Source organism: Marinimicrobium sp. UBA4509 (genome assembly GCF_002388575.1).
In the GTDB taxonomy this organism is placed as follows: domain Bacteria; phylum Pseudomonadota; class Gammaproteobacteria; order Pseudomonadales; family Cellvibrionaceae; genus Marinimicrobium; species Marinimicrobium koreense.
Genome location: NZ_DGMV01000047.1, coordinates 728 through 21,994 on the forward strand (window position 1 = coordinate 728; position 21,267 = coordinate 21,994).

Annotated in this window: 25 protein-coding genes and 1 tRNA gene; 9 read left to right on the forward strand and 17 right to left on the reverse strand. The window is 60.2% G+C overall.

Features of this window, described 5'->3' with window-relative positions; genetic code table 11:
• From B3520_RS06770 to B3520_RS06790, 5 genes are all read right to left on the reverse strand, one after another.
• Window positions 1-434 (reverse strand): SDR family NAD(P)-dependent oxidoreductase (locus B3520_RS06770; RefSeq protein ID WP_286875747.1); only part of this gene is annotated, 434 nt, incomplete at its 3' end.
• A 5-nt stretch (window positions 435-439) separates the two neighbouring features.
• Window positions 440-1,387 carry an ACP S-malonyltransferase gene (gene fabD, locus B3520_RS06775; RefSeq protein WP_286875749.1) on the reverse strand — a complete coding sequence of 316 codons (948 nt, stop codon included), beginning with the start codon at window positions 1,385-1,387 and terminating at the stop codon, window positions 440-442.
• A 52-nt stretch (window positions 1,388-1,439) separates the two neighbouring features.
• Entirely contained in the window at window positions 1,440-2,432 is a 993-nt protein-coding gene (gene plsX, locus B3520_RS06780) for a phosphate acyltransferase PlsX (RefSeq protein ID WP_024460252.1), read from the reverse strand.
• 33 nt (window positions 2,433-2,465) lie between these two features.
• A complete protein-coding gene (gene rpmF / locus B3520_RS06785; protein ID WP_024460253.1) occupies window positions 2,466-2,648 on the reverse strand; it encodes a 50S ribosomal protein L32 in 183 nt (60 codons plus the stop codon).
• A 40-nt stretch (window positions 2,649-2,688) separates the two neighbouring features.
• The gene (locus B3520_RS06790) at window positions 2,689-3,225 is read right to left on the reverse strand and encodes a YceD family protein (RefSeq protein ID WP_024460254.1); all 537 of its coding nucleotides are present in this window, start codon (window positions 3,223-3,225) and stop codon (window positions 2,689-2,691) included.
• 121 nt (window positions 3,226-3,346) lie between these two features.
• Here B3520_RS06790 and B3520_RS06795 point away from each other — a divergent pair, with 121 nt between their 5' ends.
• Window positions 3,347-3,952 (forward strand): Maf family protein, encoded by a 606-nt coding sequence (locus B3520_RS06795; RefSeq protein ID WP_123637427.1) that lies wholly within the window; start codon window positions 3,347-3,349, stop codon window positions 3,950-3,952.
• A 1-nt stretch (window position 3,953) separates the two neighbouring features.
• Here the strand turns inward: B3520_RS06795 and B3520_RS06800 are convergent, their stop codons facing one another.
• Together B3520_RS06800 and rluC are read right to left on the reverse strand one after the other, a co-directional pair.
• Entirely contained in the window at window positions 3,954-4,595 is a 642-nt protein-coding gene (locus B3520_RS06800) for an HAD-IA family hydrolase (protein ID WP_286804334.1), read from the reverse strand.
• 56 nt (window positions 4,596-4,651) lie between these two features.
• The gene (gene rluC / locus B3520_RS06805) at window positions 4,652-5,644 is read right to left on the reverse strand and encodes a 23S rRNA pseudouridine(955/2504/2580) synthase RluC (RefSeq protein WP_286804333.1); all 993 of its coding nucleotides are present in this window, start codon (window positions 5,642-5,644) and stop codon (window positions 4,652-4,654) included.
• A 792-nt stretch (window positions 5,645-6,436) separates the two neighbouring features.
• Between rluC and rne the strand changes: the two genes are divergently transcribed.
• The 7 genes from rne to B3520_RS06840 all read left to right on the forward strand — a co-directional run bounded on the left by rne (window position 6,437) and on the right by B3520_RS06840 (window position 12,254).
• A complete protein-coding gene (rne, locus tag B3520_RS06810; RefSeq protein ID WP_286804332.1) occupies window positions 6,437-9,631 on the forward strand; it encodes a ribonuclease E in 3,195 nt (1,064 codons plus the stop codon).
• Between the two features lie 149 nt (window positions 9,632-9,780).
• Window positions 9,781-9,871 (forward strand) — tRNA-Ser (locus B3520_RS06815).
• Window positions 9,872-10,076: 205 nt separating this feature from the next.
• Window positions 10,077-10,760: a Bax inhibitor-1/YccA family protein gene (locus tag B3520_RS06820; RefSeq protein WP_123637431.1), complete on the forward strand. Its 684-nt coding sequence runs from the start codon at window positions 10,077-10,079 to the stop codon at window positions 10,758-10,760.
• Window positions 10,761-10,828: 68 nt separating this feature from the next.
• On the forward strand, window positions 10,829-11,221 hold the full coding sequence (gene tusD, locus B3520_RS06825) for a sulfurtransferase complex subunit TusD (protein WP_123637432.1): 393 nt from the start codon (window positions 10,829-10,831) through the stop codon (window positions 11,219-11,221).
• Window positions 11,222-11,237: 16 nt separating this feature from the next.
• Window positions 11,238-11,600 (forward strand): sulfurtransferase complex subunit TusC, encoded by a 363-nt coding sequence (tusC, locus tag B3520_RS06830; protein WP_123637433.1) that lies wholly within the window; start codon window positions 11,238-11,240, stop codon window positions 11,598-11,600.
• An 11-nt stretch (window positions 11,601-11,611) separates the two neighbouring features.
• Window positions 11,612-11,920: a sulfurtransferase complex subunit TusB gene (tusB, locus tag B3520_RS06835; RefSeq protein ID WP_286804331.1), complete on the forward strand. Its 309-nt coding sequence runs from the start codon at window positions 11,612-11,614 to the stop codon at window positions 11,918-11,920.
• A gap of 1 nt (window position 11,921) precedes the next feature.
• Entirely contained in the window at window positions 11,922-12,254 is a 333-nt protein-coding gene (locus tag B3520_RS06840) for a TusE/DsrC/DsvC family sulfur relay protein (RefSeq protein WP_123637435.1), read from the forward strand.
• A gap of 12 nt (window positions 12,255-12,266) precedes the next feature.
• Here the strand turns inward: B3520_RS06840 and B3520_RS06845 are convergent, their stop codons facing one another.
• The 6 genes from B3520_RS06845 to B3520_RS06870 form a co-directional block, all read right to left on the reverse strand.
• Window positions 12,267-13,640 (reverse strand): alanine/glycine:cation symporter family protein, encoded by a 1,374-nt coding sequence (locus B3520_RS06845; protein WP_286804330.1) that lies wholly within the window; start codon window positions 13,638-13,640, stop codon window positions 12,267-12,269.
• 3 nt (window positions 13,641-13,643) lie between these two features.
• The gene (gene yajC / locus B3520_RS06850) at window positions 13,644-13,973 is read right to left on the reverse strand and encodes a preprotein translocase subunit YajC (RefSeq protein WP_024460265.1); all 330 of its coding nucleotides are present in this window, start codon (window positions 13,971-13,973) and stop codon (window positions 13,644-13,646) included.
• 146 nt (window positions 13,974-14,119) lie between these two features.
• A complete protein-coding gene (locus tag B3520_RS06855; RefSeq protein WP_024460266.1) occupies window positions 14,120-14,563 on the reverse strand; it encodes a helix-turn-helix domain-containing protein in 444 nt (147 codons plus the stop codon).
• Window positions 14,564-14,920: 357 nt separating this feature from the next.
• On the reverse strand, window positions 14,921-15,403 hold the full coding sequence (bcp, locus tag B3520_RS06860) for a thioredoxin-dependent thiol peroxidase (protein WP_286804329.1): 483 nt from the start codon (window positions 15,401-15,403) through the stop codon (window positions 14,921-14,923).
• Between the two features lie 83 nt (window positions 15,404-15,486).
• Window positions 15,487-16,368: a carbon-nitrogen hydrolase gene (locus B3520_RS06865; RefSeq protein ID WP_286804328.1), complete on the reverse strand. Its 882-nt coding sequence runs from the start codon at window positions 16,366-16,368 to the stop codon at window positions 15,487-15,489.
• Window positions 16,355-17,398 carry an agmatine deiminase family protein gene (locus B3520_RS06870; RefSeq protein WP_286804327.1) on the reverse strand — a complete coding sequence of 348 codons (1,044 nt, stop codon included), beginning with the start codon at window positions 17,396-17,398 and terminating at the stop codon, window positions 16,355-16,357. The genes B3520_RS06865 and B3520_RS06870 overlap by 14 nt, the downstream gene beginning before the upstream one ends.
• 154 nt (window positions 17,399-17,552) lie before the next feature.
• Here B3520_RS06870 and B3520_RS06875 point away from each other — a divergent pair, with 154 nt between their 5' ends.
• On the forward strand, window positions 17,553-18,032 hold the full coding sequence (locus B3520_RS06875; protein WP_123637439.1) for a molecular chaperone DnaJ: 480 nt from the start codon (window positions 17,553-17,555) through the stop codon (window positions 18,030-18,032).
• A gap of 6 nt (window positions 18,033-18,038) precedes the next feature.
• Here the strand turns inward: B3520_RS06875 and B3520_RS06880 are convergent, their stop codons facing one another.
• Genes B3520_RS06880 through B3520_RS06895 form a run of 4 tightly spaced genes read right to left on the reverse strand, consistent with a single transcriptional unit; the run spans window position 18,039 to window position 21,037 of the window.
• Window positions 18,039-18,854: a methyltransferase domain-containing protein gene (locus B3520_RS06880; protein ID WP_286804326.1), complete on the reverse strand. Its 816-nt coding sequence runs from the start codon at window positions 18,852-18,854 to the stop codon at window positions 18,039-18,041.
• 8 nt (window positions 18,855-18,862) lie between these two features.
• Window positions 18,863-19,474, reverse strand: coding sequence for a tRNA-(ms[2]io[6]A)-hydroxylase (locus B3520_RS06885; protein WP_123637441.1), 612 nt, complete (start codon window positions 19,472-19,474; stop codon window positions 18,863-18,865).
• A gap of 14 nt (window positions 19,475-19,488) precedes the next feature.
• Window positions 19,489-19,977, reverse strand: coding sequence for a DUF1289 domain-containing protein (locus B3520_RS06890; RefSeq protein ID WP_286804325.1), 489 nt, complete (start codon window positions 19,975-19,977; stop codon window positions 19,489-19,491).
• Between the two features lies 1 nt (window position 19,978).
• On the reverse strand, window positions 19,979-21,037 hold the full coding sequence (locus B3520_RS06895) for an SMP-30/gluconolactonase/LRE family protein (RefSeq protein WP_286804324.1): 1,059 nt from the start codon (window positions 21,035-21,037) through the stop codon (window positions 19,979-19,981).
• Between the last annotated feature and the right edge of the window lie 230 nt (window positions 21,038-21,267).

Below are 21,267 nucleotides of genomic sequence, written 5' to 3' on the forward strand. Positions count from 1 at the left end.
CCGACCACGGAGCTGATGTTGATGATGCGCCCCCAGCGGGCCTTCATCATGCCGCGAAGCACCGCTTTGCTCAGGCGGTAGACGGCGCTCAGATTGGTGTTGATCACATCAAACCACTCCTCGTCGTTCATCCGCATCAGCAGATTATCCTTGGTGATACCGGCATTGTTCACCAGAATCGCGGGCAGACCGTGCCGCGCCTTCATGTCCGCCAGCACCGATGCGACCGACTCGGCATCGGTCACATTGAGCACCATACCTTCGCCGGTGACGCCCTGGGACGCCAGACGCTCAGTAATCCGGTCGGCACCGGCCTGGCTGGTCGCGGTACCCACCACCACAGCGCCCGCAGCGCCCAGTTGCTCGGCGACAGCGGCGCCAATGCCCCGACTGGCACCGGTAACCAGCGCTACCTTACCCTCAAGATTGTTCATGGGTGTTATTCCCCTTTGGTCTGTTGCAGTACCGCCTGGAGGTCTTCAGGCGATTCAATGGAAAACGTGTTCAGCGATTTATCGATACGCTTATTGAGGCCCGAGAGCACTTTGCCCGGCCCACACTCAACCGTGCTGGAAACGCCACTGTTGGCCAGAGCGCGGACACAGTCGACCCATAGCACGGGGCTGTAGATCTGCTCGATCATCAGGCGCTTGATCGCCTCCGGATCCGTTTCACTTTTGGCGTGCACATTATGAATCACAGGAATCGTCGGCGCACGGAACTCGGTCTCAGCAATTTTGGGGGCCAGACCGTCCGCGGCCGGCTGCATGAGACTGGTGTGGAATGGGGCGCTGACCGGCAGAGCCAGGGCACGTTTGGCGCCCGCCGTTTTACAGAGGGCCATGGCGCGATCGACGGCGGCCGAGGCCCCGGCGATGACCACCTGCCCCGGCGAATTGAAGTTGACCGGCGCCACGACTTCTCCTTCAGCGCCCTGTTCACACGCCTTGATAATGGCGTCGTCTTCGAGCCCGATAATGGCGGCCATACCGCCCTGCCCCGCGGGCACCGCTTCCTGCATCAGCTTGCCGCGCTGCTGAACCAGAGCAATGGCATCGGCAAAGCTGACCACATCCGCCGCCACCAGCGCTGACCACTCACCGAGACTGTGACCCGCCAGCAGTGCGGGTACCGCGCCGTTCTGGGACTTCCAGACGCGCCATACGGCGGTACTGGCTGCCAGCAACATCGGCTGGGTGCGCTCGGTGAGGTTGAGCTGCTCCTGGGGCCCCTTCTGAACCAACTCCCACAGGTCATAACCAAGCACATCGGACGCTTCGGCAAATGTATCCGTCACTACGCCGTATTCCGAGGCCAGATCCGCCAGCATACCCACCTTTTGCGAACCCTGGCCGGGGAAAACAAAGGCCAATGATTGTTCGGACATAAACTCCACCTCTTATGATGTTGTTTCCAGAGCCACGAAGCGCACCCGTCGGTCAGGACTCCGCGAGCTCGGTTTCAATATGTTCAGTTACCCGCCGGCGCACCTGCTCTATGGCCACATTCAGGGCTCCGGCAAAGGCCCCCTCATCAGCGCCACCGTGACTTTTGATCACCGGCCGCCTGAGCCCCAGGAAAATGGCCCCGTTGTAGGCGCCCGGGTCCAGCTCGGTGCGCCAACGGCGAAGCAGGGGCATCAACAGGGGAACCGCCAGGCGATAACGCCAGCGCGATCGGATGCCCGAGCGCAGCTTCTCGCCAATCAGCTTCGCCACACCTTCGCTGGCCTTGAGCGCGACGTTTCCGGCAAAGCCATCGCAGACCACCACATCGGCCCGCCCGGTGTAGATGTCATCCCCTTCAATGTAGCCGATATAGTGCAGGCGGCGGTCATCGGCCATCAGCCGACTGGCGGCCTGCACCACCTCAGGGCCCTTGCCGGACTCGACACCGACATTCAGCAGGGCCACTTCGGCATCCCGGCCCAGCTCCCGCGTCGCCAAGACCGCGCCCATCAGGGCAAACTGGTGCAGCTGCTCCGCCGTCGCCTGAAGGTTGGCACCGAGGTCAAGCATCCAGGTTCGCCCACGGGACACTGGCATCGCCTTGCAGATGGCGGGTCGCTCAATGCCCGGCAGGCTTTTCAGAAGGTAGCGGCCCATCGCCATCAATGCCCCGGTATTGCCGGCACTGACGCAGGCATCGGCCTGACCGGTGCGCACCAGATCCAACGCCCGCCACATGGAGGTTTCACGCCCGTGACGAAGCGCCGCGCGCGGATCATCATCCATCGCCACCCAGGATGGGGCATGATGCACGGAGACAGAGGACGGGAGAGTCGCGGGCAGCAAGCGCTCCAGAACGGAACGTTCACCCACTAGGATAAAGCGAACCCCGGAAGCGGCCGAGGTTGCCAATCGGAGCACCGCCAAGATAGCAGTGCGGGGACCTAAGTCCCCGCTCATAGCGTCTACCGCTATACGAATCATTTCCGGATGGCTGAGTAGTCAGCGACTCCGAAATTACTCGTCGTTGCCGGTGTCGACCACTTTACGACCGCGGTAAAAACCGTCGGCAGACACGTGGTGACGCAGGTGTTTTTCACCGGTCGTCGGGTCTACTGACAGCGCTTTTCCGGTCAGCGCGTCGTGAGAGCGACGCATGCCACGCTTGGAACGGGTCTTACGGTTTTGTTGTACGGCCATGATGATCTCCTGTTGACAATACCACTGAAGCCGGGGCGCCTCACGATTTCGGCGAGCCCTTGAGTTGCTTCAGAACTTGAAACGGGTTTTTTGTCGGCTCCGGCTCCACCGGCTCGCCACTGCTGAGCAATTGCTCATCAATGCACAGCGCCTCGTGATAAGCCACCGACGGCAAACTTAACAATAGCTCTTCTTCTACCATTGTGTAGAAGTCCGTGTTTCCATCCTCCGGCAATATCCAGGGATCCAGGGCGCGAGGCAGCTGTCGGGCTTCCTCTTCCGTGCGCACCAGTGCCAGCTCAATCTGCGCGTCCACCGCAACGGTCACCGGACCGAGGCAGCGTTGGCAGGTAAACACCAGATCAGCGGCGGCCGAACCTTCAACCACCAGCTTACCGGCCTCACTGATCCCGAAGGTCAGATCCACGCGAGCCTGCGCCCCTTCCTCCAACAGCAGATCCTGAATCCGGGTCAGTTGATCCACCGGCACATAGCCACTGATCCGGACGCCCTGTTGCGCGAATTTGCGCGGGTCGCCCTGACGCGGCAGAGGCTTGTCGAAGGGGGCTGAAAACATAAGCGCGCAATAATAGGGATAAGCGCCGCCTGTGTCAAAGAAAAAAGTGGCCAAAGGCCGCAACGACGGGGGTTTCCGTTAAAATGTTGACCGATTATCACTGTTTTTCGGAGATTGACCCATGCCAGAGCTATTATTGGCCTCCCGCTCGCCCTATCGACGCCAGCTACTCGAGCGGCTGAATCTGACCTTCACCTGCACCGCTCCCGAGGTTGATGAAACCCCCGCCCCAGGTGAAACACCAGAGGCCCTGGCCCGGCGACTGGCCCACATGAAGGCCCGCGCCCTGGCACCCACCGAAGCTCACGACCTGTTAATCATTGGCTCGGACCAGGTGGCCACCCTGGATGGCGAACAGTGCCTCGGTAAACCGGGCGATCACCAGAGGGCCGTTGAACAACTGCGCGCGGCCAGCGGGAAGGTGGTCACCTTTTACACCGGCCTTTGTATTTACGATGCCCGCACCGGTACCGATGAAACCCGGTGCGAGAGCGTCCGAGCGCACTTTCGCCCCCTGACGGACACACAGATTGAGCAGTATCTGCGGCAGGAAACGCCCTACGACTGCGCCGGCGCTTTCAAAGTGGAGGGGCTGGGCATTTGCCTGTTCGAGCGCCTGGAGGGCGATGATCCGAATGCACTGATCGGTCTGCCGCTGATCCAGTTGACCGAAATGCTGCAAAAGGCCGGTCTCGACCCCCTGCTCATGCCAACGGCGTCCCGTTAGCTTACAACCGATCCCACCGGAGCAGCTCATCAAACTGATCCAGGCACAGGGCGGGCTCATAGGGATGCAGCCGATCAATGGTATGGGCACCGTAACTGACGGCAATGCGATCCATGCCCGCTCGACGTCCCATTTCCATGTCGTATTCGGTATCCCCCACCATGACCGCGCTGGACGGCTCGGCCCGAAACGCCTCCAGCAATTGATGAAGCATCAGCGGATGCGGCTTCGAGGCGGTCTCATCGGCGCAGCGGGTGCCGTGAAAAAAACCATCAAGCCCCATGACCTTCAACACCCGATCCAGCCCCACCCGGCTTTTGCCGGTCGCCACGGCCATCTGATGCCCATCGTCACGCAACCGGGTCAGCGTTTCCATTACCCCGGGGAACAGCTCGGAGGGCTGCGCCTGATCGGCACGCAGATAGTTCGACCGATACCGATCGCGCAGCAGGCCATGCCCTTTGTCATCCTGATCCGGGAACAATAAATGAAGCGCCTCGGGCAAACCTAGCCCGATGATGTTCTGCACGGCAGCAGCTTCCGGGATCGGCCAACCGAGATCCTCGGCCGACTGTTGCATGGCCCGGGTAATCAGGCCTGTGGAATCGCTCAAAGTGCCATCCCAGTCAAAAATCAACAACAACGCTTATACCTCTTGATAACGTCCATCAAACACCAATAGCCTCATTCGTATTGGCGTCACTCTTGGGGCGTTTGCGCCAGAACGGTCTGCAGATCATCCGGCAGCGGTGCAACCACGCGCGTCATGGCCGACTGGTCCGGGAGGTAAAAACCCAGCTCCGCGGCATGCAGGAACAGGCGCTTTACGCCCCTCGCCCGCCAACGCCTATTGGCTTCATCATCGCCGTACTTCTCATCCCCAACCAGACTGTGGCCGGCGGACTGGGCATGAACCCGAATCTGGTGAGTCCGCCCCGTAATCAAATGTGCCTCGACCAGGGTCGCCCCCTCAAAGCGCCGCAGAACCCGAAACCGGGTCAGGCTCGGCTTGCCCTCCGGATGCACCTTGACGATCCGGTCGCCGTTGATTTCCAGGCGCATCAGGGGCGCATCGACTTTGGTTTTACGCTCAGACCAGCGCCCCAGCACCAGCGCCTGATAGATTTTGGTAACGCCGCTGGCGCTCTTGTCTCTGAGCGCCGCCTGCATATGGCGGAGCATACTGCGCTTTTTAGCCACCATAATGCAGCCGGACGTATCCCGATCCAGCCGGTGGATCAATTCCAGAAAGCGGGCCTCCGGCCTCATCTGCCGCAGCACCTCAATCAACCCCAGACTGACACCGCTCCCACCGTGAACGGCGAGACCCGGCGGCTTATTGAGCACCAACAGTCCCTCGTTCTCGAACAGGATGGCGCTATCAAGCTGACGAACCAGTTGATCGCTGGGCTTGGGTGCGGGCGCACTCTGGGTCACCCGCACCGGGGGCACGCGCACCTGATCCCCAGAGACCAGACGATAATCGGGCTTGACCCGACCTTTATTCACCCGCACTTCGCCCTTGCGCAAAATGTTGTACACCCGGGACTTGGGCACCCCTTTGAGGCGAGCCATCAGGAAGTTGTCGATTCGCTGACCGGCCTGGTCAGCATCAATCGTCAGCCACTGGACCTGAGTGGGTGGCGTCTGGGGCGGCGGGGCCGACCGGGAGGAAGAGGAGGGTTTAGTCATGGCGCGCATGATAGCGCAAACCGGGCCGGGTCGCGACGGGATACTCCCTGACGCCAGGCTCGGGCCCGAAAACAAAGGCAGATTGAAGCTTTTTGCAATTACTGTTATATTCCGGGCTGCTGGGACAGGCAGGTTTCCGGACAGGTAAGCGTAAATCAGGCCTGTTGCGAGGAAATACCGCTGACAGCAACAGGGCCACTTCGGGCCAGGCGAGATGGTTTACCTCCCCCCGATGTTGGCCAGTGAACTGACAAAACCGGTGCTACCGCAACGACGCCCGAAAGGCCTGCGGGGCACCCCATGACCATCGCGCCAACCGCGTGATAGCCATAGTTGATACTGTACGTGTTTTTGTAGAACTCTGATTTCTACGCATTGCCGGCCAGGTGATTTTCCGGCGTCACAGCGAACACAGGGTCCAGACCAAGATGGTTTCTGGCGGACCTGAGAGATACCACGTGACGATTCGGCACCCGAACACAACACCGGCACTGCCAGATTCCACGCGGAACCCCCCGTTGAGCCCAGCTCCACCCGGGGAACCGCCTGAAGCCGAAACGAGAAAACTAGAGTTTCATGGAGCAGGATTGCATGACGATCAAGGCAACCGACAGCCCCCTCCGCCGACCGGCTCTTTGCCGGGCGGAGCCTGTGGCTGGCCGTCTGCCTCTGCCCCCAACCCCGACAGGCTCTACCCTGGAGCCCGGTCGGCCCTAAGGTTGTAAAACACAACAGCGTTAACCTTGGTTATTCCGCCGGCCTGGCGCCCCGGACGACTATATTAGGTAACGCATGAAAAGAATGCTCATTAATGCAACTCAACCCGAAGAGTTGCGCGTAGCGCTGGTCGACGGCCAATGGCTGTACGACCTGGACATCGAAAATCGCAATCGAGAGCAGAAAAAAGCCAACATCTACAAAGGCAAAATAACCCGGGTTGAACCCAGCCTGGAAGCCGCCTTTGTTGACTACGGTGCCGAGCGCCACGGCTTTCTCCCCCTGAAAGAAATCTCCCGCGAGTACTTCAGCAAAGCCCCCAACGATGTTGAGGGCCGCATCAAGATCAAGGAAGTGGTCAAAGAAGGTACCGAAGTGATCGTGCAGGTCGACAAAGAGGAACGCGGCAACAAAGGCGCCGCGCTCACCACTTTTGTCAGCCTGGCGGGTCGCTACCTGGTCCTGATGCCCAACAACCCCCGCGCCGGTGGCATTTCCCGCCGCATCGAAGGGGAAGACCGGGCGCAGCTCAAAGATGCCCTGAGCGGCGTCGAAATCCCCTCCGGGATGGGAATCATCATTCGCACCGCCGGCGTTGGCCGCAGCGCGGAAGAGCTTCAATGGGACCTGAACTACCTTCTGCAACTGTGGGAATCGATCGACAAGGCCGCCAAAAGCGCCCCGGCACCGAACTTCCTGTTTCAGGAAAGTAACGTCATCATCCGCGCCATTCGCGACTACCTTCGCCAGGACGTCGGCGAAGTGATCGTGGATAACAAGGAAGCCTTCGATCTGGCCAACGGTTTCATCCAACAGGTGATGCCCAACTTCGGCAGCAAGGTCAAGCTGTACAACGACGACATTCCGCTGTTCAACCGTTACCAGATTGAAAGCCAGATCGAGACCGCGTTTCAGCGCGAAGTCAAACTGCCTTCCGGCGGCTCCATCGTCATTGATGTGACCGAGGCATTGGTGTCCATCGACATCAACTCCTCGCGCGCCACCAAAGGCGGCGACATCGAAGAGACCGCCCTGCAGACCAACCTGGAAGCCGCTGACGAGATCGCCCGGCAATTGCGTTTGCGGGACATGGGCGGCCTGATTGTGATCGACTTTATCGACATGCAGCCTGCCCGCAATCAACGGGAAGTGGAAAACCGCATGCGCGACGCGTTGAACATGGACCGGGCCCGCGTTCAGGTAGGCCGCATTTCACGCTTTGGCCTGCTCGAAATGTCGCGCCAGCGCCTGCGCCCTTCCCTGGGCGAAGTGCACTCGAAAGTCTGCCCCCGCTGTAACGGTCAGGGCACCATTCGCAGCACCCGCTCTCTGGCCCTGTCGATCCTGCGTCTGGTGGAAGAAGAAGCACAGAAAGAGCGCAGCGCCGAGATCCGCGCGATTGCGCCGGTTTCTGTGGCCACCTATCTGCTCAACGAAAAACGCAAAACCATTTCCAACATCGAGCAGCGCAACAGCACCCGCGTGGTCGTCGTGCCGAACGCCGACATGATGACGCCACACTTCGAAGTTCAGCGTCTGCGCGATGACGACGAGGGCACGCTGGAGACCAGCTACAAAATTGTCGCCACCGCCGACGAACACAGCGAAGAGGAAGTGGAAACCAGCAGCAAGCCGGCCCCCCTGCCCCAGCCCGCTGTGCAACCGGCCGCGCCCACAGAAGCGGCACCCACGCCCGTGGCACCCAAAGAGCCCAGCCTGTGGGAGCGTTTTGTCGCCCTGCTGGTAGGCCTGTTCAAGGGTGATGAAGAGGACAAGAAGTCATCGTCGTCGAAAGGTCGTGGCCATCAACGCAGCCGGCACAGTCGCGGCGGCAACCAGAATCGACGTCGCGAGGGTGGCAACCGCAACCGCCGCGGTGGTCGTCGTGATGAACGCGGCAACCAGCGCGATGGCGACAGTCGCCCTGAAAAGCGTCAGGACAAAGCCTCGGACAACAGTCAGGACAAAGGGCAAGACAAAGGGCAGGACAAAAACGCCGAAGGCAACAGCGGTCGCCGTTCCCGTGGGGGCAGAAACCGTCGCGGTGGCGCCGGCAACAAGCCGGAAAACCGCGGTGATAACAGTCAGCCGAAAGACGCCTCACCGCAGAAAGCCGAGGCCGCCGAGGTCAATGAGCCGGCACAAGAGCAGGCCACCAATGAGCAGCAGGAAAACCGGCCGCCCAAGCGCCCGGCGGGACGTCGCACCCGTTCCGGCCCCCGTCGCCGTAACCGCCGCGAACTGCCCGAGGAGGTGATCGAGAAGGCCAATGAAATCCAGGCCGCCAATCAGGACACCACCGACAACGTGAAGGCCGAGCGAAGCAACCGGGCTAACCGTGACCAGAAGGCAGGCTCCGAGGCCCGCAGTGACAATGCGACCGACGACAAACCCGCCAAGGCGGACACGTCGGCTCGTCGCACTGACACAGGACCAGTGACGGCTCAGGCAGACACAGACCAGAGTGAAGAGCGCGAAGCGCGGCGCACTCGCGGCAACACTGAGGCCCGCAACACCGCGACCACTGAGGAGCCTCAATCTCCGAAGGACGCCGACGCTGAAGCCACCATCAAGCCAACGGCTACGGCGGAACTTCGGGAAGAGGCGCCCCGTCGCGTCAGCCAGCGTCAAGTGGGCGAGCCTCGCCCAACCCAGGACGCCGCTGCCCCGAAAGTCGACACGGCAGAAAGTAGCACCACAAAAAGCGATACCAAAGCGGCGCAGAACGCAACGGATACTGAGGCACCCCAGGGCCGCTCGGTAACCGACACGGGCTCGGCTGAAACCGACGCCGAGGTCTCTGCCAAAGCGGTCCAGCCGGCCACTCCAGAGCCGGTCGCTGAGCCCGCCAATACCGCCACCCCGGCGGAGCCCGCAGCGCCCGAGGAAAATGTGCTAGCCGAGGACGAGGCAAGCAAAGAAAGCGTCACCGCCGACACTCAGGAGCCGACAACCGCTGAGGCGCCGGCAGCCACTGCAGAGCCCGCAGAGGCTCCGGACGCGCCGGCAGAGGAGACGCAGGAAGTCAGCGCACCGACTCCGGAGCCCGCACCCCGCTCGTCGGCGCGGGCGACCAATGATCCGCGTCTGGCTCCCCAGCCCAAGGTACCGACGGAGATCGTGACCGAGCATCGTCAACGCTCCGCAGCCCAGGCGCTGGATACCCGGCAACCGCCCGCGGTAAGCCACAACCCACGGCCTCTGGCGCGCCCGGCAAATGACCCGCGCAACCGGCAGGCTCCCGAGGTTGAGTCAAGCGCCAGCGAGTAAACCTCGTAACGGCAAGTACAAAGGGCGCTCTCTTCGGGGAGCGCCCTTTTTTTGGCTCTTCAATCACTACTAAGTCTTCGAAATCCTTGAGTTTTTTTCCGCCCTCCCCTTGCCCCACAGAAAAAGCTCTGTATAATTTGCCCCTCTTCGGAAGGGTGGCAGAGCGGTTGAATGCAGCGGTCTTGAAAACCGCCGTAGGTTAATAGCCTACCCAGGGTTCGAATCCCTGCCCTTCCGCCATACAAAAACCCCGCCAGCAATGGTGGGGTTTTTTTTATGGCAGAAGGGACGGGTGAGAACCCTCCGTTCGACTAACAAATATTTACACCACCCCCCCTAGAACTCCCCCCAACCCGCCCCCATCTAATGCAACAAGCTTGGCAAGTTTCCGCCGGTTCCAGTATGATCTATGTCAGGCAATATTTGTCATCAATGGAGAAAAGCAATGCGAGAGCTCTACACCCAGAATGCCCGTGCTGATATCGGCAGCAGCATTGAGGTCAACAAGGTTTTGCGCAACACCTATATGTTGCTGGCACTGACCCTGGCCTTCAGTGCCGTGACCGCGGGTATCGCCATGGCCATCAATATGTCTCACGGCATGGGGCTGATCATGAGCGTCATTGCCATCGTATTGGTCTGGTTCGTACTGCCCAAAACCGCCAACTCCTCGGCCGGTCTGGGCGTCGTGTTTGCGTTCACCGGTCTGATTGGCGCCAGCCTCGGCCCCATCGTGAATCATTACCTGGCCATGTCCAATGGCGGCTCCATCGTTTTGCAGGCCCTGGGCGGCACTGCGGTCATTTTCCTCGGGCTGTCCGGCTACACCCTGACCACTCGCAAGGACTTCAGCTTCCTGCGCGGTTTTGTTGCGGTCGGCCTGATGGTGATGATCGCCTGTATGCTGTTGCTGATCGGCGCCTCCCTGTTCGGTTTTGATGTATCTGCCCTGAGCTTGGCCTTCTCTGCCGGTATTGTGTTGCTGATGTCGGCACTGATTCTGTTCCAGACCAGCGCCATTATTCATGGCGGTGAGACCAACTACATCATGGCGACCACATCACTGTACCTGTCAATCATCAACCTCTTTACCAGCCTGCTGCACCTGCTCGGTGCCAGCAACGAGTAAAGCGGGACGCACCACCATGAAAAAAGCCCCGTAGATCGGGGCTTTTTTTGTTTCAGGAACCAGCGCTGATGAAATTCTCACTCGCCGTATACGCCGCACCCTTCAACTCAGAGGCCAGCCAGAGCGCCCTGAACTTCGCGCAGGCACTCCTGCGCCAGGGCCACGACATCTATCGCGTTTTTTTCTATCAGGAGGGAGTGGCAACAGGTAATCGGCTCGCCACTCCCGCTCAGGATGAACAGAACCTGGTGGAGGAATGGCGAACCCTGGCCCGCGAGAACGCCATCGATGTGGTCGTCTGCATCGCCGCGGCGTTGCGTCGAGGCATTCTCAATCAGGAAGAGGCTGACCGCTACGAGCACGATGTTGCCAACCTTGCACCGGAGTTCAGTTTAAGCGGTCTGGGGCAGTGGGTGGACGCAGCGGTTCATGCCGACCGGGTCGTCACGTTTGGTGCCTGATGGAAAGGAGATGGAAATGAGTTGCCGCTTATTGTTTGTGATGCGCCACGCCCCCTACGGTAGCAGCACCGCCCGGGAGGCCCTGGATGCGCTCCTGGCGACCGCGGTATTCGGCCAGGACGTCGGCGTCCTGTTCATGAATGACGGGGTTTTTCAATTGGTACGGGATCAGTCTCCCGACACCCTCCCCCAGAAAAATCTGGCGTCAAGCCTGCAGGCATTACCGATCTACGACGTCGAACGATTGTATGTACACACCCCCTCACTGACCGAACGGGGTCTGGTAATGTCCGATCTGGTCATGGACAACCTTATCGAGCTGGACAACCGTGCGGTAGGCCGCCTGTTTTCCGAGCAGGACCAACTCCTCAGCTTTTAAGGTCGTTCTTCATGAGCACACTCCATACCGTCAATAAATCCCCATTTGAACACCGGACCCTTCGCGCCTGCCTTGATGTCTGCCAACCCGGGGACGCGGTGCTTCTGATTGAAGATGGTGTCTACGGCGCCCTGCCCGCCCCACCGGAAGCGAGTGCACTGAACGACTTGCACGAACGTCAGATTGAGGTGTACGCGCTGGAAGCGGACCTTAAGGCTCGCGGCCTGATGGAACGGATCGCGAACGGAGTGTCGATCTCGGACTATGAGAAATTCGTGGCGCTATCCGTCGCGCACAACACAATCCAGAGCTGGTACTGACATGTCACTGACAGTGGACGGTAAGACGTTGAGCACAGACAAGGAAGGCTATCTGAAAGACTTGGGGGACTGGAGCCCGGCGGTCGCCGAGGCGCTGGCCAGTCGCGAAAACATTACTCTGACAGCAGAGCACTGGGAAGTGATTGAACTGCTGCGTGAATTCTACCGCGAGTTCGAACTATCCCCCGCCATGCGCCCGCTGGTCAAGCGGGTGGGGCAAAAACTCGGCACGGAAAAAGGGCGCAGCATTTACCTGATGAAACTGTTTCCGCCCAGTCCGGCCAAGATTGCCAGTAAAATCGCCGGGCTGCCCCGCCCCGACAATTGTCTGTAGCCTGAACGAAGTTTACAGACCGAGGGGCTCGGTGTTTTTGCGCGCGAAGTACTCTCGGGTCAGACCTACCACAACACTGGATAGCGCCAGTAACGCAATCAGATTAGGAATGGCCATCAGGCCATTGAGAATATCCGCAAGAATCCAGACCACACCCAGGCTCATATTGGCGCCGACCGGAATCGCCAGCACCCACAGCACCCGAAACGGCTTAACCACACGCTCACCCATCAAGTACTGGGCACAGCGTTCACCGTAGTAGCTCCAGCCCAACAGGGTCGTGAACGCAAACAGGGAGACGCTCAGTGCGATCAAATGTTGCCCCTGGGGAATCACCGATGCGAAAGCCTCTTGGGACATGGCCGCACCCTCGGCCCCTGTCTGCCAGGCCCCCGTGACGATCAACACCAGGCCCGTCACGGTGCACACCACCAGTGTGTCGATAAAGGTGCCGAGCATCGCTATCAGCCCCTGGCGTACCGGGCTGTTAGTCTGCGCCGCCGCGTGGGCAATAGGCGCGCTACCCAGGCCCGCCTCGTTAGAGAACACCCCTCGGGCAACCCCAAACTGAATCGCCATCATCACGGTGGCGCCGGCAAAACCGCCGGTCGCCGCGGTCCCGGTGAAAGCGGAGTCAACCACCAACAGGACCGCCGCCGGCAGCACCGGCAAGTGGAGCGCCAGAATCACCAGCCCCGACAGAAGGTAGACGATGGCCATGAACGGCACCAGTTTCCCGGCGACACTGGCCAGACGCTTGATACCACCGATCAGAACGGCCCCCACCAGCGCCATAAGCAGGACACTGGTAATCCAGGGGCTGATGTTGAAACTCTCGGACAGTGCATCGGCAACGGAATTGGCCTGTACCGTGTTGCCGATACCAAACCCCGCGAGCATGCCAAAAAAAGCGAACAGAGCGCCGAGCCACATCCAGCGTTTGCCCAGACCGTTCTTGATGTAATACATGGGGCCACCGACGTGGCGCCCCTGATGATCGGTTTCCCGGAACTGGACCGCACACACGGCTTCGGCGTACTTGGTCGCCATCCCCACCAGGGCGCTGCACCACATCCAGAACAACGCACCCGGGCCGCCAATGCCGATGGCCGTGGCGACCCCCACGATGTTGCCCGTGCCGATGGTCGCGGACAGCGCCGTCATGAGCGCGTTAAAGCCGCTGATGTCCCCTTCGCCCTGAGCCTGGCGGCCCTGGAAGAGTTGCCGGAAAGCGGTGCCGATGCGTCTCAGGGGCATGGCGCCGAGACGCACCATCAGGAAAAGGCCGGTGCCCAGAATCAGCACCAGCATGAACTCCCCCCACACCAGATCACTGAGGGTCTTCAAAAAGCTTTCCAGTGAACGGATGGCGGAGGAGTCAGTCATGGATTAGATGGACTTGATGGTGCCTTTGGGCAGAACGGCGTGAACCGCAACCTTCTGGAACTTCTGCTCAATGTTTTCGCCGGTTTCCAGAACGATGTAGTTGTCGTCAACCTTGAGGATTTTGCCCAGCAGGCCGCTGGTCATGACCACTTCATCACCTTTGCTCAACGCGGACACCAGGTTCTGATGCTCTTTTTGACGCTTGCGCTGCGGGCGGATGATAAACAGGTACATGAACACAAACAGGCCCACAAACATCAGCAGAGTGACCATCGGGTTACCCTGGGGTTGCGCAGCATCTTGAGCCATTGCGGCGGGAATAAAGAAATCCATGAAACAAGCCTCATTCTTCTAGGTCGGAAAAAGGGCTAACTCTACCCTGTTTGTGCGGGGCAGGCAATTACATGGAGGGAGTTGGTCGGTGAAAATCAAGAAGCCTCAGCCGCTGGGGACGGCTGAGGCGATCGCCAAATCTGTGGTCAGGCGTAATCGCGAAACAGCTTGCGGAAGACACTCGGAGAAAGTCCGGTCCACCGCTTGAAAGCGTTGGTAAAACTGGTGCGGTCCGAAAAGTCCAATGCTTTGGATACCGCATCAACGCTCATATGCTGATCAATAAGAAACTTGATCGCATAGTGGAAACGTAGACTGTCCCGCAGTTGGGCAAAGTTTTCGCCCTGCTGCTGCAAACGACGCTGCAAAGTCCGTTTTGACAGGTCCAGATCCTCGGCAATGTAATCAATTGCTAAGGGATCCTGACCGACGCGACGGTGCAGAACATCCAGAACCTTGGCGGCCACCCCTTCTGCCGGGGGAATACGCGCTAACTCCAGATATTCATGATAAGACCGGACACCGGGCGTGGCGAACGGGCGTGCCGCACTTTCACTGATTCGATCGTCGATACGCTGTAACTGAATCATACAGGCCTCTCCTTCTGCCAAAAACTCTGGGCATTGAAAATTAATGACGCTGGGTGGTCGCGGAGCGACTGCCAACCGAAGCCGCCAGTAACCGAGCTCGCGCGATCGTTATTGTCGACCAGCGGACAGGCCGATGCCTGAGCCCTGATCGGTCCCGAGGTTTGACGGACAACCCTGTACCTCGAGGGCTGGGCCCTCAACCTCAAGACAGTTCTAGTATAGGCCAATCAAAGCGCAATTGTCGCTAACGGAGTCAAAAAACCCGACATTCAGCGGGACTAAGATCACATTTTTATTAAAAACCTGATCTTATACCGTAAAAGTCACCCTCGAGTCCGATTTGGCCCAACCAGTGCGTCATTTACTTCCAAAATGCTCCCGAACCCAGGTCAGAATGACCTGATCGTGGTTTTTGGTGGTGAACTTTTCAGGGATGGCCCGCAGACGCCCGTCTTTATCAATGATGAAGGTGGTGCGGATCAGCCCCATGTACTCTTTACCGGCAAACTGCTTCAACCCCCAGACGCCATATTTTTCGGCAATCTGGTGCTCCGGGTCGGACAGCAGATCAAAGGTCAATCCCTGCTTGGCAATAAACTTCTGCAGTGCCGGCTCCTTGTCCGGACTCACTCCCAATACGACCGTATCGTACTGCGCCAGTTCCGCGAGCGAATCGCGCATGCCACAGGCCTGGACGGTGCAGCCCGGGGTGGAGGCCTTGGGATAGAAGTACAACACGACGTTCTGTTTACCCTTGAAGTCTTTCAGGCTGACCGCTTCACCATTCTGATTGTTCAGGGTGAAGGCCGGGGCCAGATTGCCGATTTTCGGTAATGCCATGGTTCGCTCCGAATTGCATTGTCAAAGATCATCTTGAGGCACCGCACCGAAGTAGTGCAATGCCGTTTGCCGTTACGCCGAACTCAATCCCGGTAGAGTTTGAGCAGGTCCCCGTAATGGTCTACCCGCCGATCTCTCAGGTAGGGCCAGATGCGCCGCACGTTCTCGCTGCGCTCCATATCCAGGGAGACCACGGTGTGCTCCACCTGATCCGTGCTGCCCTGGTAGAGAAACTCCCCCTGGGGGCCGGCGACAAAGCTGCTACCCCAGAAGTCGATGCCGGAGCCACCGCCGGGATCGGTTTCGTGACCCATGCGGTTGACGCTGACCACGGGCACACCGTTGGCTACCGCATGGGCGCGCTGAATGGTGATCCAGGCCTGGCGCTGACGCTCCTGCTCCTCGGGGTCATCTTCCCGACTCCAGCCGATGGCGGTGGGATAAATGAGCAGTTCCGCGCCCGCCATGGCCATCAGGCGAGCCGCTTCCGGGAACCACTGGTCCCAGCACACCAGAACTCCGAGCTTGCCCACTGAGGTCTGAATGGGCTGAAAGCCCAGATCGCCCGGGGTGAAATAGAACTTCTCGTAAAAACCCGGATCGTCCGGAATGTGCATTTTGCGGTAGGTGCCGGCGATGGTGCCATCGCGCTCCAGAACCACCGCTGTGTTGTGATACAGCCCCGGCGCCCGACGCTCGAACAGCGAGGCGACAATCACCAGGTTCAGCTCGCGGGCCAGGGCGCCCAGACGATCGGTACTGGGGCCGGGAATGGGCTCTGCCAGATCAAACTCGTCCACGTCCTCCTGCTGACAGAAATACAGGCCCCGGTGCAATTCCTGCAGCACCACCAACTGGGCGCCCTGCTCCGCCGCGCGGCGGATGCCGTCAATGGAAGCCTGCAGGTTGGATTCGAGGTCGGCACTGCAGGCGTGCTGAATCAGCCCGACGTTAAGCTGGGTCATAGAGAACTCCCTCGGGTAATTGCATGGTAATACAGTGCAGGCTGCCCCCCTGCTCGATCAGTACCGAGCAGGGAATGCCGAAGATGTGATAACCGGGAAAAGCCTGCATCACCTGCTCCAGGGCCTGTTCATCACTGGGGCAGTCGTACTGCGGCACCATAACGGCGCCATTGATGATCAGAAAGTTGGCGTAGGTGGCCGGCAGGCGTCGGCCGTCGTCGCTGTGTACCGCTCCCGGCCAGGGCAGTGGTACCAGTTGGTAGGGCTCGCCATCGGCATCGGTCATCAGCGCCAGTTCGGCTTCCATCGCCTTGAGTTCGGCGTAGTGCGAGTCCTCCGGGTCATCGCACTGCACATAGGCGATGACATTGTTCGGGCACAACCGCGCCAGGGTATCGATGTGGCTATCGGTGTCATCCCCTTCGAGATGGCCGTGCTTGAGCCAATTGACCTTGCGTACCCCGAACGCCTCCTTCAGGCGCATTTCAATGGCCTCCCGACTCAACCCCGGGTTGCGGTTCTCATTCAACAGGCAGGCTTCGGTGGTGAGCAGCGTGCCGCGCCCATCGACCTCAATCGAACCGCCCTCCAGCACCCAATCCTGGCGCTCCAGCGCCACCTCGGGAAAGGCGCCGTCGCGATGCAGGCGCTCGGTAATGCCGTTGTCCAGATCGTGGGCAAACTTGCCGCCCCAGCCGTTAAACTGAAAGTCCAACAGGACCGGACGCTCGCCCTCGAGCACGGTGAGCGGGCCGTGGTCCCGGGCCCAGGTATCGTTGCTCGGCGCCGGGCGCAGGTGAACGCTGTCCATGGGCACATTCATCGCCTCCAGGCGGCTCTGTATGGCGTCCAGCGCCTGCTCCGGCACGGCTATGATCAGGTCCGCATAGTCCGCAATCACGGTCACCAGCCCCTCATACAGCGGGATCACCTCATCGAGCAGCGGCGCCCAATCGCTGTCCCCATGGGGCCAGGTCAGCAGCACGGCGTCCTGGGGTTCCCACTCGGCGGGCAGGCGGAATTGTGGCATCAAAAGCACCTCGTTGGTTCGGCTTCAAAGGGCGGCGATTATAGCGCATCCGGGCCGCTAAGGTCCGCCGCGCTAACACTATCACCCGCCGCTCACCCTCTCTATAATAGCCGCCACTGAATACGTCGCGCTTGAGCGACCGGACGAGTTCACTATGCTTCGATTGCTTATCGCCCTGATTGTCATCATCGGCCTATGGGCGGCCATGGCCCATATTCGGCGCCTGCCGCCGGCCGAGCGCAAGCGCCTTTACTGGCGCCTCGGTCTGTGGGGCGGCGGGCTGGGACTGATTCTGATGGTCGCCACCGGGCGGGCCCACTGGCTGTTTGCCGTGCTGGGCGCCCTGCTCCCCCTGGCAAAAACCGCCATTGCCCTGGGCCTGCAGTTTTTCCCGCTGTGGAAGCAGCGCCAGCAGCAGGCCGGCCCCGCCAGCCCGCCGAGCGGCCCCATGGATGTACGCGAAGCCATGGACACGCTGGGCCTGAAAGGCGACGAGCAGGCACTCACTCGGGAGGACATCATCGGTGCCCACCGCAAACTGATGCAGAAGCTGCACCCGGACCGGGGCGGCAATGACTATCTGGCGGCCAAGGTCAACGAGGCCAAAGAGCTGTTACTCAAACGCCTGAGCTGATGGATATCAGGTCAGGCGCTTGAGTAACACATGCACATACCGTCCGAGCGAGCGGTAGGGTTCCAACTGCGAGAGTCGCAGCTCCTGCTCCAGCACCTTGTCCGGCGCCTGCTCGCGCAGTGACTTGTCCAGAATGTAGTCGTGAAACACCCGGATGCCACTGGTGGCCAGCCGCTCCAACGGCCTCGCCGCCAGCCACTGATCCACCGTCTCCGGATAGAGCGGATTGATGGGGGACAGACTGCCCCGAAACCCGCCGTAATCCCCCCGCTCCACCTTCTTGAAGTTGGCCCGTAGCAGGTTTTTGTACACCGCGCCGTGCAGGTTGTAGTAGCACAGGGAGAGGTGACCGCCGGGCTTGAGCCAGCGAATCAGGTGATCGATCAGGGCTTCCGGATCCAGCACCCACTCAAGTACCGCGTGGCAGATCACCAGATCAAAGGGCTCAGTCTCTTCTGGCAAGGCGTCGCCCAGAGACTGGATGGCGCTTTGCACCAGAGTCACCTGCCCGCTGACCCCCAACTGCTCCGCTTCCGCCCGGGCACCAAGCAGCATCTGCTCGGACAGGTCGCACAGGGTAATGGCATGCCCGGCCCGAGCCAGGGGCAGGGAAAACTGGCCCTGCCCGCCTCCGGCATCCAGAATGCGCAGGGGCGGCCGACCGGTATCGGGCACAAAAGGCGGAAACGGCCAGTGTTGACCAAAGTCGCGGCGCAGCACGCTGAGCCGGATACGCCCCTTGAGCCCGCCGTAGACATTGCGGGCGAAACGCTGGGCGAGATCGTCAAAGTCGCGGTCGCCGGTGACCGGTTGCTTGGGCATAGCGTGCCTCAGGCGGCCTGGGGCACGCCGCTGTGAAAGCGGAAGGTGTCATCCGGCGATTCGATCAACGAGCGCTCCAGTGCCAGAAACTCTTCCACCCGAGCCTCGATGGACTCCCCGCCGGCGGCCTTGCGGGCCAGCTTGAGGTAGTCCTGAAAGTGCCGGGCCTCGGACTTGAGCAGCGACAGATAAAACCCCTGCAGCTCTTCATCCAGGTGCGGGGCCAATTTGGCGAAGCGCTCACAGGAGCGGGCTTCGATGATCCCGCCCACAATCAGGGTATCCACGTAGCGCCCCGGCTCGTGGGTACGGATCGGCTTGCGCAGCTCGGAGGCATAGCGGCTGGGGGAAATCTGCCCGTAAGCGATGTCGCGCTTTTGCATCAGGCTCATCACCTGCTCGTAGTGACGCAGCTCTTCCCGGGCCAGGCGGGACATCTTATGCATCATCTCGAAGTCGCCCACATAGCGGTACATCAGCGTCAGCGCAGTGGACGCGGCCTTCTTTTCGCAGTTGGCATGATCGAGCAGCAGCAGCGGCTCATTGGCCAGCGCCCAGCGAACCCAGGCATCCGGCGTTTCGCACTGAAGAAAATCAAGAATAGGTTTTATATCAGTCATTTACATCACAAAGTTCAAGTGTTTTGCGCTGCTTTTTGCATCGCATCCGCGGCCAAACCCGGGGCAATATAGCGCTCGTAGTGCGCGCAGGAAAGCTCGTAATAGTCGTGATCGATCTGATCGCGCAGCTCGGATAGAGAATACGCCCGCCATTCGGGGCGCACCCGCAGACCGTAGTGCGCCGGTTCCCGGATCTGGCTGGCCCCGGCCTTGAGCAGATCGAAGATCCAGCAGTGCGGGTCCCGATCTTCGTTGAACCGCACCTGCTGGTGCCGGATCTGCTCGTGCAAAACGGCTTCGTCCAGAATCTCGAAGCGCGCCGACACCACCTGGGTCAGAAAGGCCTCCAGGCGTTTGACGATAATGTAGCGCTGCTCCTGATCGTAGGCATTCCAGTCGATCACCTCATGGGCAAATCGCTTGCAGCCCCGGCACACGCTATCCCCGATGCCCGTTGAACAGACACCAACACAGGGGGTTTTGACCCGCTTGAATACTGCCATATCAATAAGGATATCCCGCTACATCCAGTTCAATCTGCCAGAGCGTACCCGCACCAGTCAGGTACAGCGTCTGACGCTCGGGGCCGCCAAAGGCGGCATTCGTGATATTCGCATCGACACGGATCTCCGCCAGGGATTCACCCTCGGGGGAGAACACCCGCACTCGCTGCCTGGTGTGTTCGGTGACATAGATGTTACCCAGGCAGTCAATCGCCATACCGTCGGGCACAGTCACATCGGCCAGATCCCGCTGCCCGGTTACCTGCCCGTCTTCATCCAACGAATAGGCCCTGAGCACGCCCTGCTCACCGCCGCCGGCGACGTAGAGGGTCTGCTCATCCGGGGACAGGGAGACACCATTGGGATTGCTCAGGGTATCGTCCACCAGGGACACACCGTCGGAATCAATACGATAGACCCGGGTCTTTGGTTGTCCACCCGGCGCCGCCGAGCGCTGAAAGTCCGGATCGGTAAAATAGATCACGCCATCGCGGGTCAGGGTCAGATCGTTGGGGGAGTTGAACGGGCTGTCGGCATACTCATCCCAGACAATCTCCCGGTCACCGGTAGAGAGCTCGTAGCGTGAGATGGCCTTGGCGTCGTGGGTGGCGGCCATCAGAAAGCCTTCGGCATCCACGGCCAGACCATTGCTGCCGCTGTCTTCCAGCGCGGTTTCCAGGGTGCCCTCTTCGGTCAGGCGCTGCACTCGCGAGGGGAAGCCTTCCTGAAAGGTGAAATCGGAGAAGTACAGGGACCCACCAATCCACACCGGCCCTTCATACAGACCCGCTTCTTCCCGGGTGGTGGCGGAGCCCGGAATCCGCTCGGCGGTCAGAGTCCCCGAGGGTGCCTGACCGGCGTCTTGCGGGCACTGCCACTGGCTGTCTGGCGTGGGTGCGGTACCGGGGTTGTCCGGGTCGCTGTACTCGACCCCACTGGCCGCGGCATTACCGGAGGCTTCGGGTGACGGCTGCGGTTCTTCAGCGGGTTCACAGCCCCAGAGAATCAGCGCGGTCAGTGCGGCACCCAGAGGCGCCAGGGTGTGTCGGGTGGTGTTCATGGAGGATGTCCTTGTGCCGATTTTAAGTTATTTATAGCTTTAGGTTTTACCTGTAAGCTATTGATTTATATAAGGTCAAATCACTTCATCAAGATGCGAGCATTATACCGCTCACACAGGTCAGGAACCAGTTGCTTTAATACAGGCGCTTCGAATGTAACGCTCCGACTGGGTCTACCCTTGTGAGACACGCCGTGAACCCATCCGTGGGGGCTCATCACCCGCCGTCC

Bases quoted from the DNA above. Each gene is read 5' to 3' on its own strand.
- rne (WP_286804332.1), top strand. From the start codon at position 6,437: ATGAAAAGAATGCTCATTAATGCAACTCAACCCGAAGAGTTGCGCGTA.
- plsX (WP_024460252.1), bottom strand. From the start codon at position 2,432: ATGATTCGTATAGCGGTAGACGCTATGAGCGGGGACTTAGGTCCCCGC.
- B3520_RS06880 (WP_286804326.1), bottom strand. From the start codon at position 18,854: ATGCCCAAGCAACCGGTCACCGGCGACCGCGACTTTGACGATCTCGCC.
- fabD (WP_286875749.1), bottom strand. From the start codon at position 1,387: ATGTCCGAACAATCATTGGCCTTTGTTTTCCCCGGCCAGGGTTCGCAA.
- B3520_RS06840 (WP_123637435.1), top strand. From the start codon at position 11,922: ATGTCACTGACAGTGGACGGTAAGACGTTGAGCACAGACAAGGAAGGC.
- B3520_RS06790 (WP_024460254.1), bottom strand. From the start codon at position 3,225: ATGTTTTCAGCCCCCTTCGACAAGCCTCTGCCGCGTCAGGGCGACCCG.
- tusB (WP_286804331.1), top strand. From the start codon at position 11,612: ATGAGCACACTCCATACCGTCAATAAATCCCCATTTGAACACCGGACC.
- B3520_RS06820 (WP_123637431.1), top strand. From the start codon at position 10,077: ATGCGAGAGCTCTACACCCAGAATGCCCGTGCTGATATCGGCAGCAGC.
- B3520_RS06865 (WP_286804328.1), bottom strand. From the start codon at position 16,368: ATGACCCAGCTTAACGTCGGGCTGATTCAGCACGCCTGCAGTGCCGAC.
- B3520_RS06855 (WP_024460266.1), bottom strand. From the start codon at position 14,563: ATGATTCAGTTACAGCGTATCGACGATCGAATCAGTGAAAGTGCGGCA.
- tusD (WP_123637432.1), top strand. From the start codon at position 10,829: ATGAAATTCTCACTCGCCGTATACGCCGCACCCTTCAACTCAGAGGCC.
- yajC (WP_024460265.1), bottom strand. From the start codon at position 13,973: ATGGATTTCTTTATTCCCGCCGCAATGGCTCAAGATGCTGCGCAACCC.
- bcp (WP_286804329.1), bottom strand. From the start codon at position 15,403: ATGGCATTACCGAAAATCGGCAATCTGGCCCCGGCCTTCACCCTGAAC.
- tusC (WP_123637433.1), top strand. From the start codon at position 11,238: ATGAGTTGCCGCTTATTGTTTGTGATGCGCCACGCCCCCTACGGTAGC.
- rluC (WP_286804333.1), bottom strand. From the start codon at position 5,644: ATGACTAAACCCTCCTCTTCCTCCCGGTCGGCCCCGCCGCCCCAGACG.
- B3520_RS06795 (WP_123637427.1), top strand. From the start codon at position 3,347: ATGCCAGAGCTATTATTGGCCTCCCGCTCGCCCTATCGACGCCAGCTA.
- B3520_RS06885 (WP_123637441.1), bottom strand. From the start codon at position 19,474: ATGACTGATATAAAACCTATTCTTGATTTTCTTCAGTGCGAAACGCCG.
- B3520_RS06895 (WP_286804324.1), bottom strand. From the start codon at position 21,037: ATGAACACCACCCGACACACCCTGGCGCCTCTGGGTGCCGCACTGACC.
- B3520_RS06890 (WP_286804325.1), bottom strand. From the start codon at position 19,977: ATGGCAGTATTCAAGCGGGTCAAAACCCCCTGTGTTGGTGTCTGTTCA.
- rpmF (WP_024460253.1), bottom strand. From the start codon at position 2,648: ATGGCCGTACAACAAAACCGTAAGACCCGTTCCAAGCGTGGCATGCGT.
- B3520_RS06845 (WP_286804330.1), bottom strand. From the start codon at position 13,640: ATGACTGACTCCTCCGCCATCCGTTCACTGGAAAGCTTTTTGAAGACC.
- B3520_RS06870 (WP_286804327.1), bottom strand. From the start codon at position 17,398: ATGCCACAATTCCGCCTGCCCGCCGAGTGGGAACCCCAGGACGCCGTG.
- B3520_RS06875 (WP_123637439.1), top strand. From the start codon at position 17,553: ATGCTTCGATTGCTTATCGCCCTGATTGTCATCATCGGCCTATGGGCG.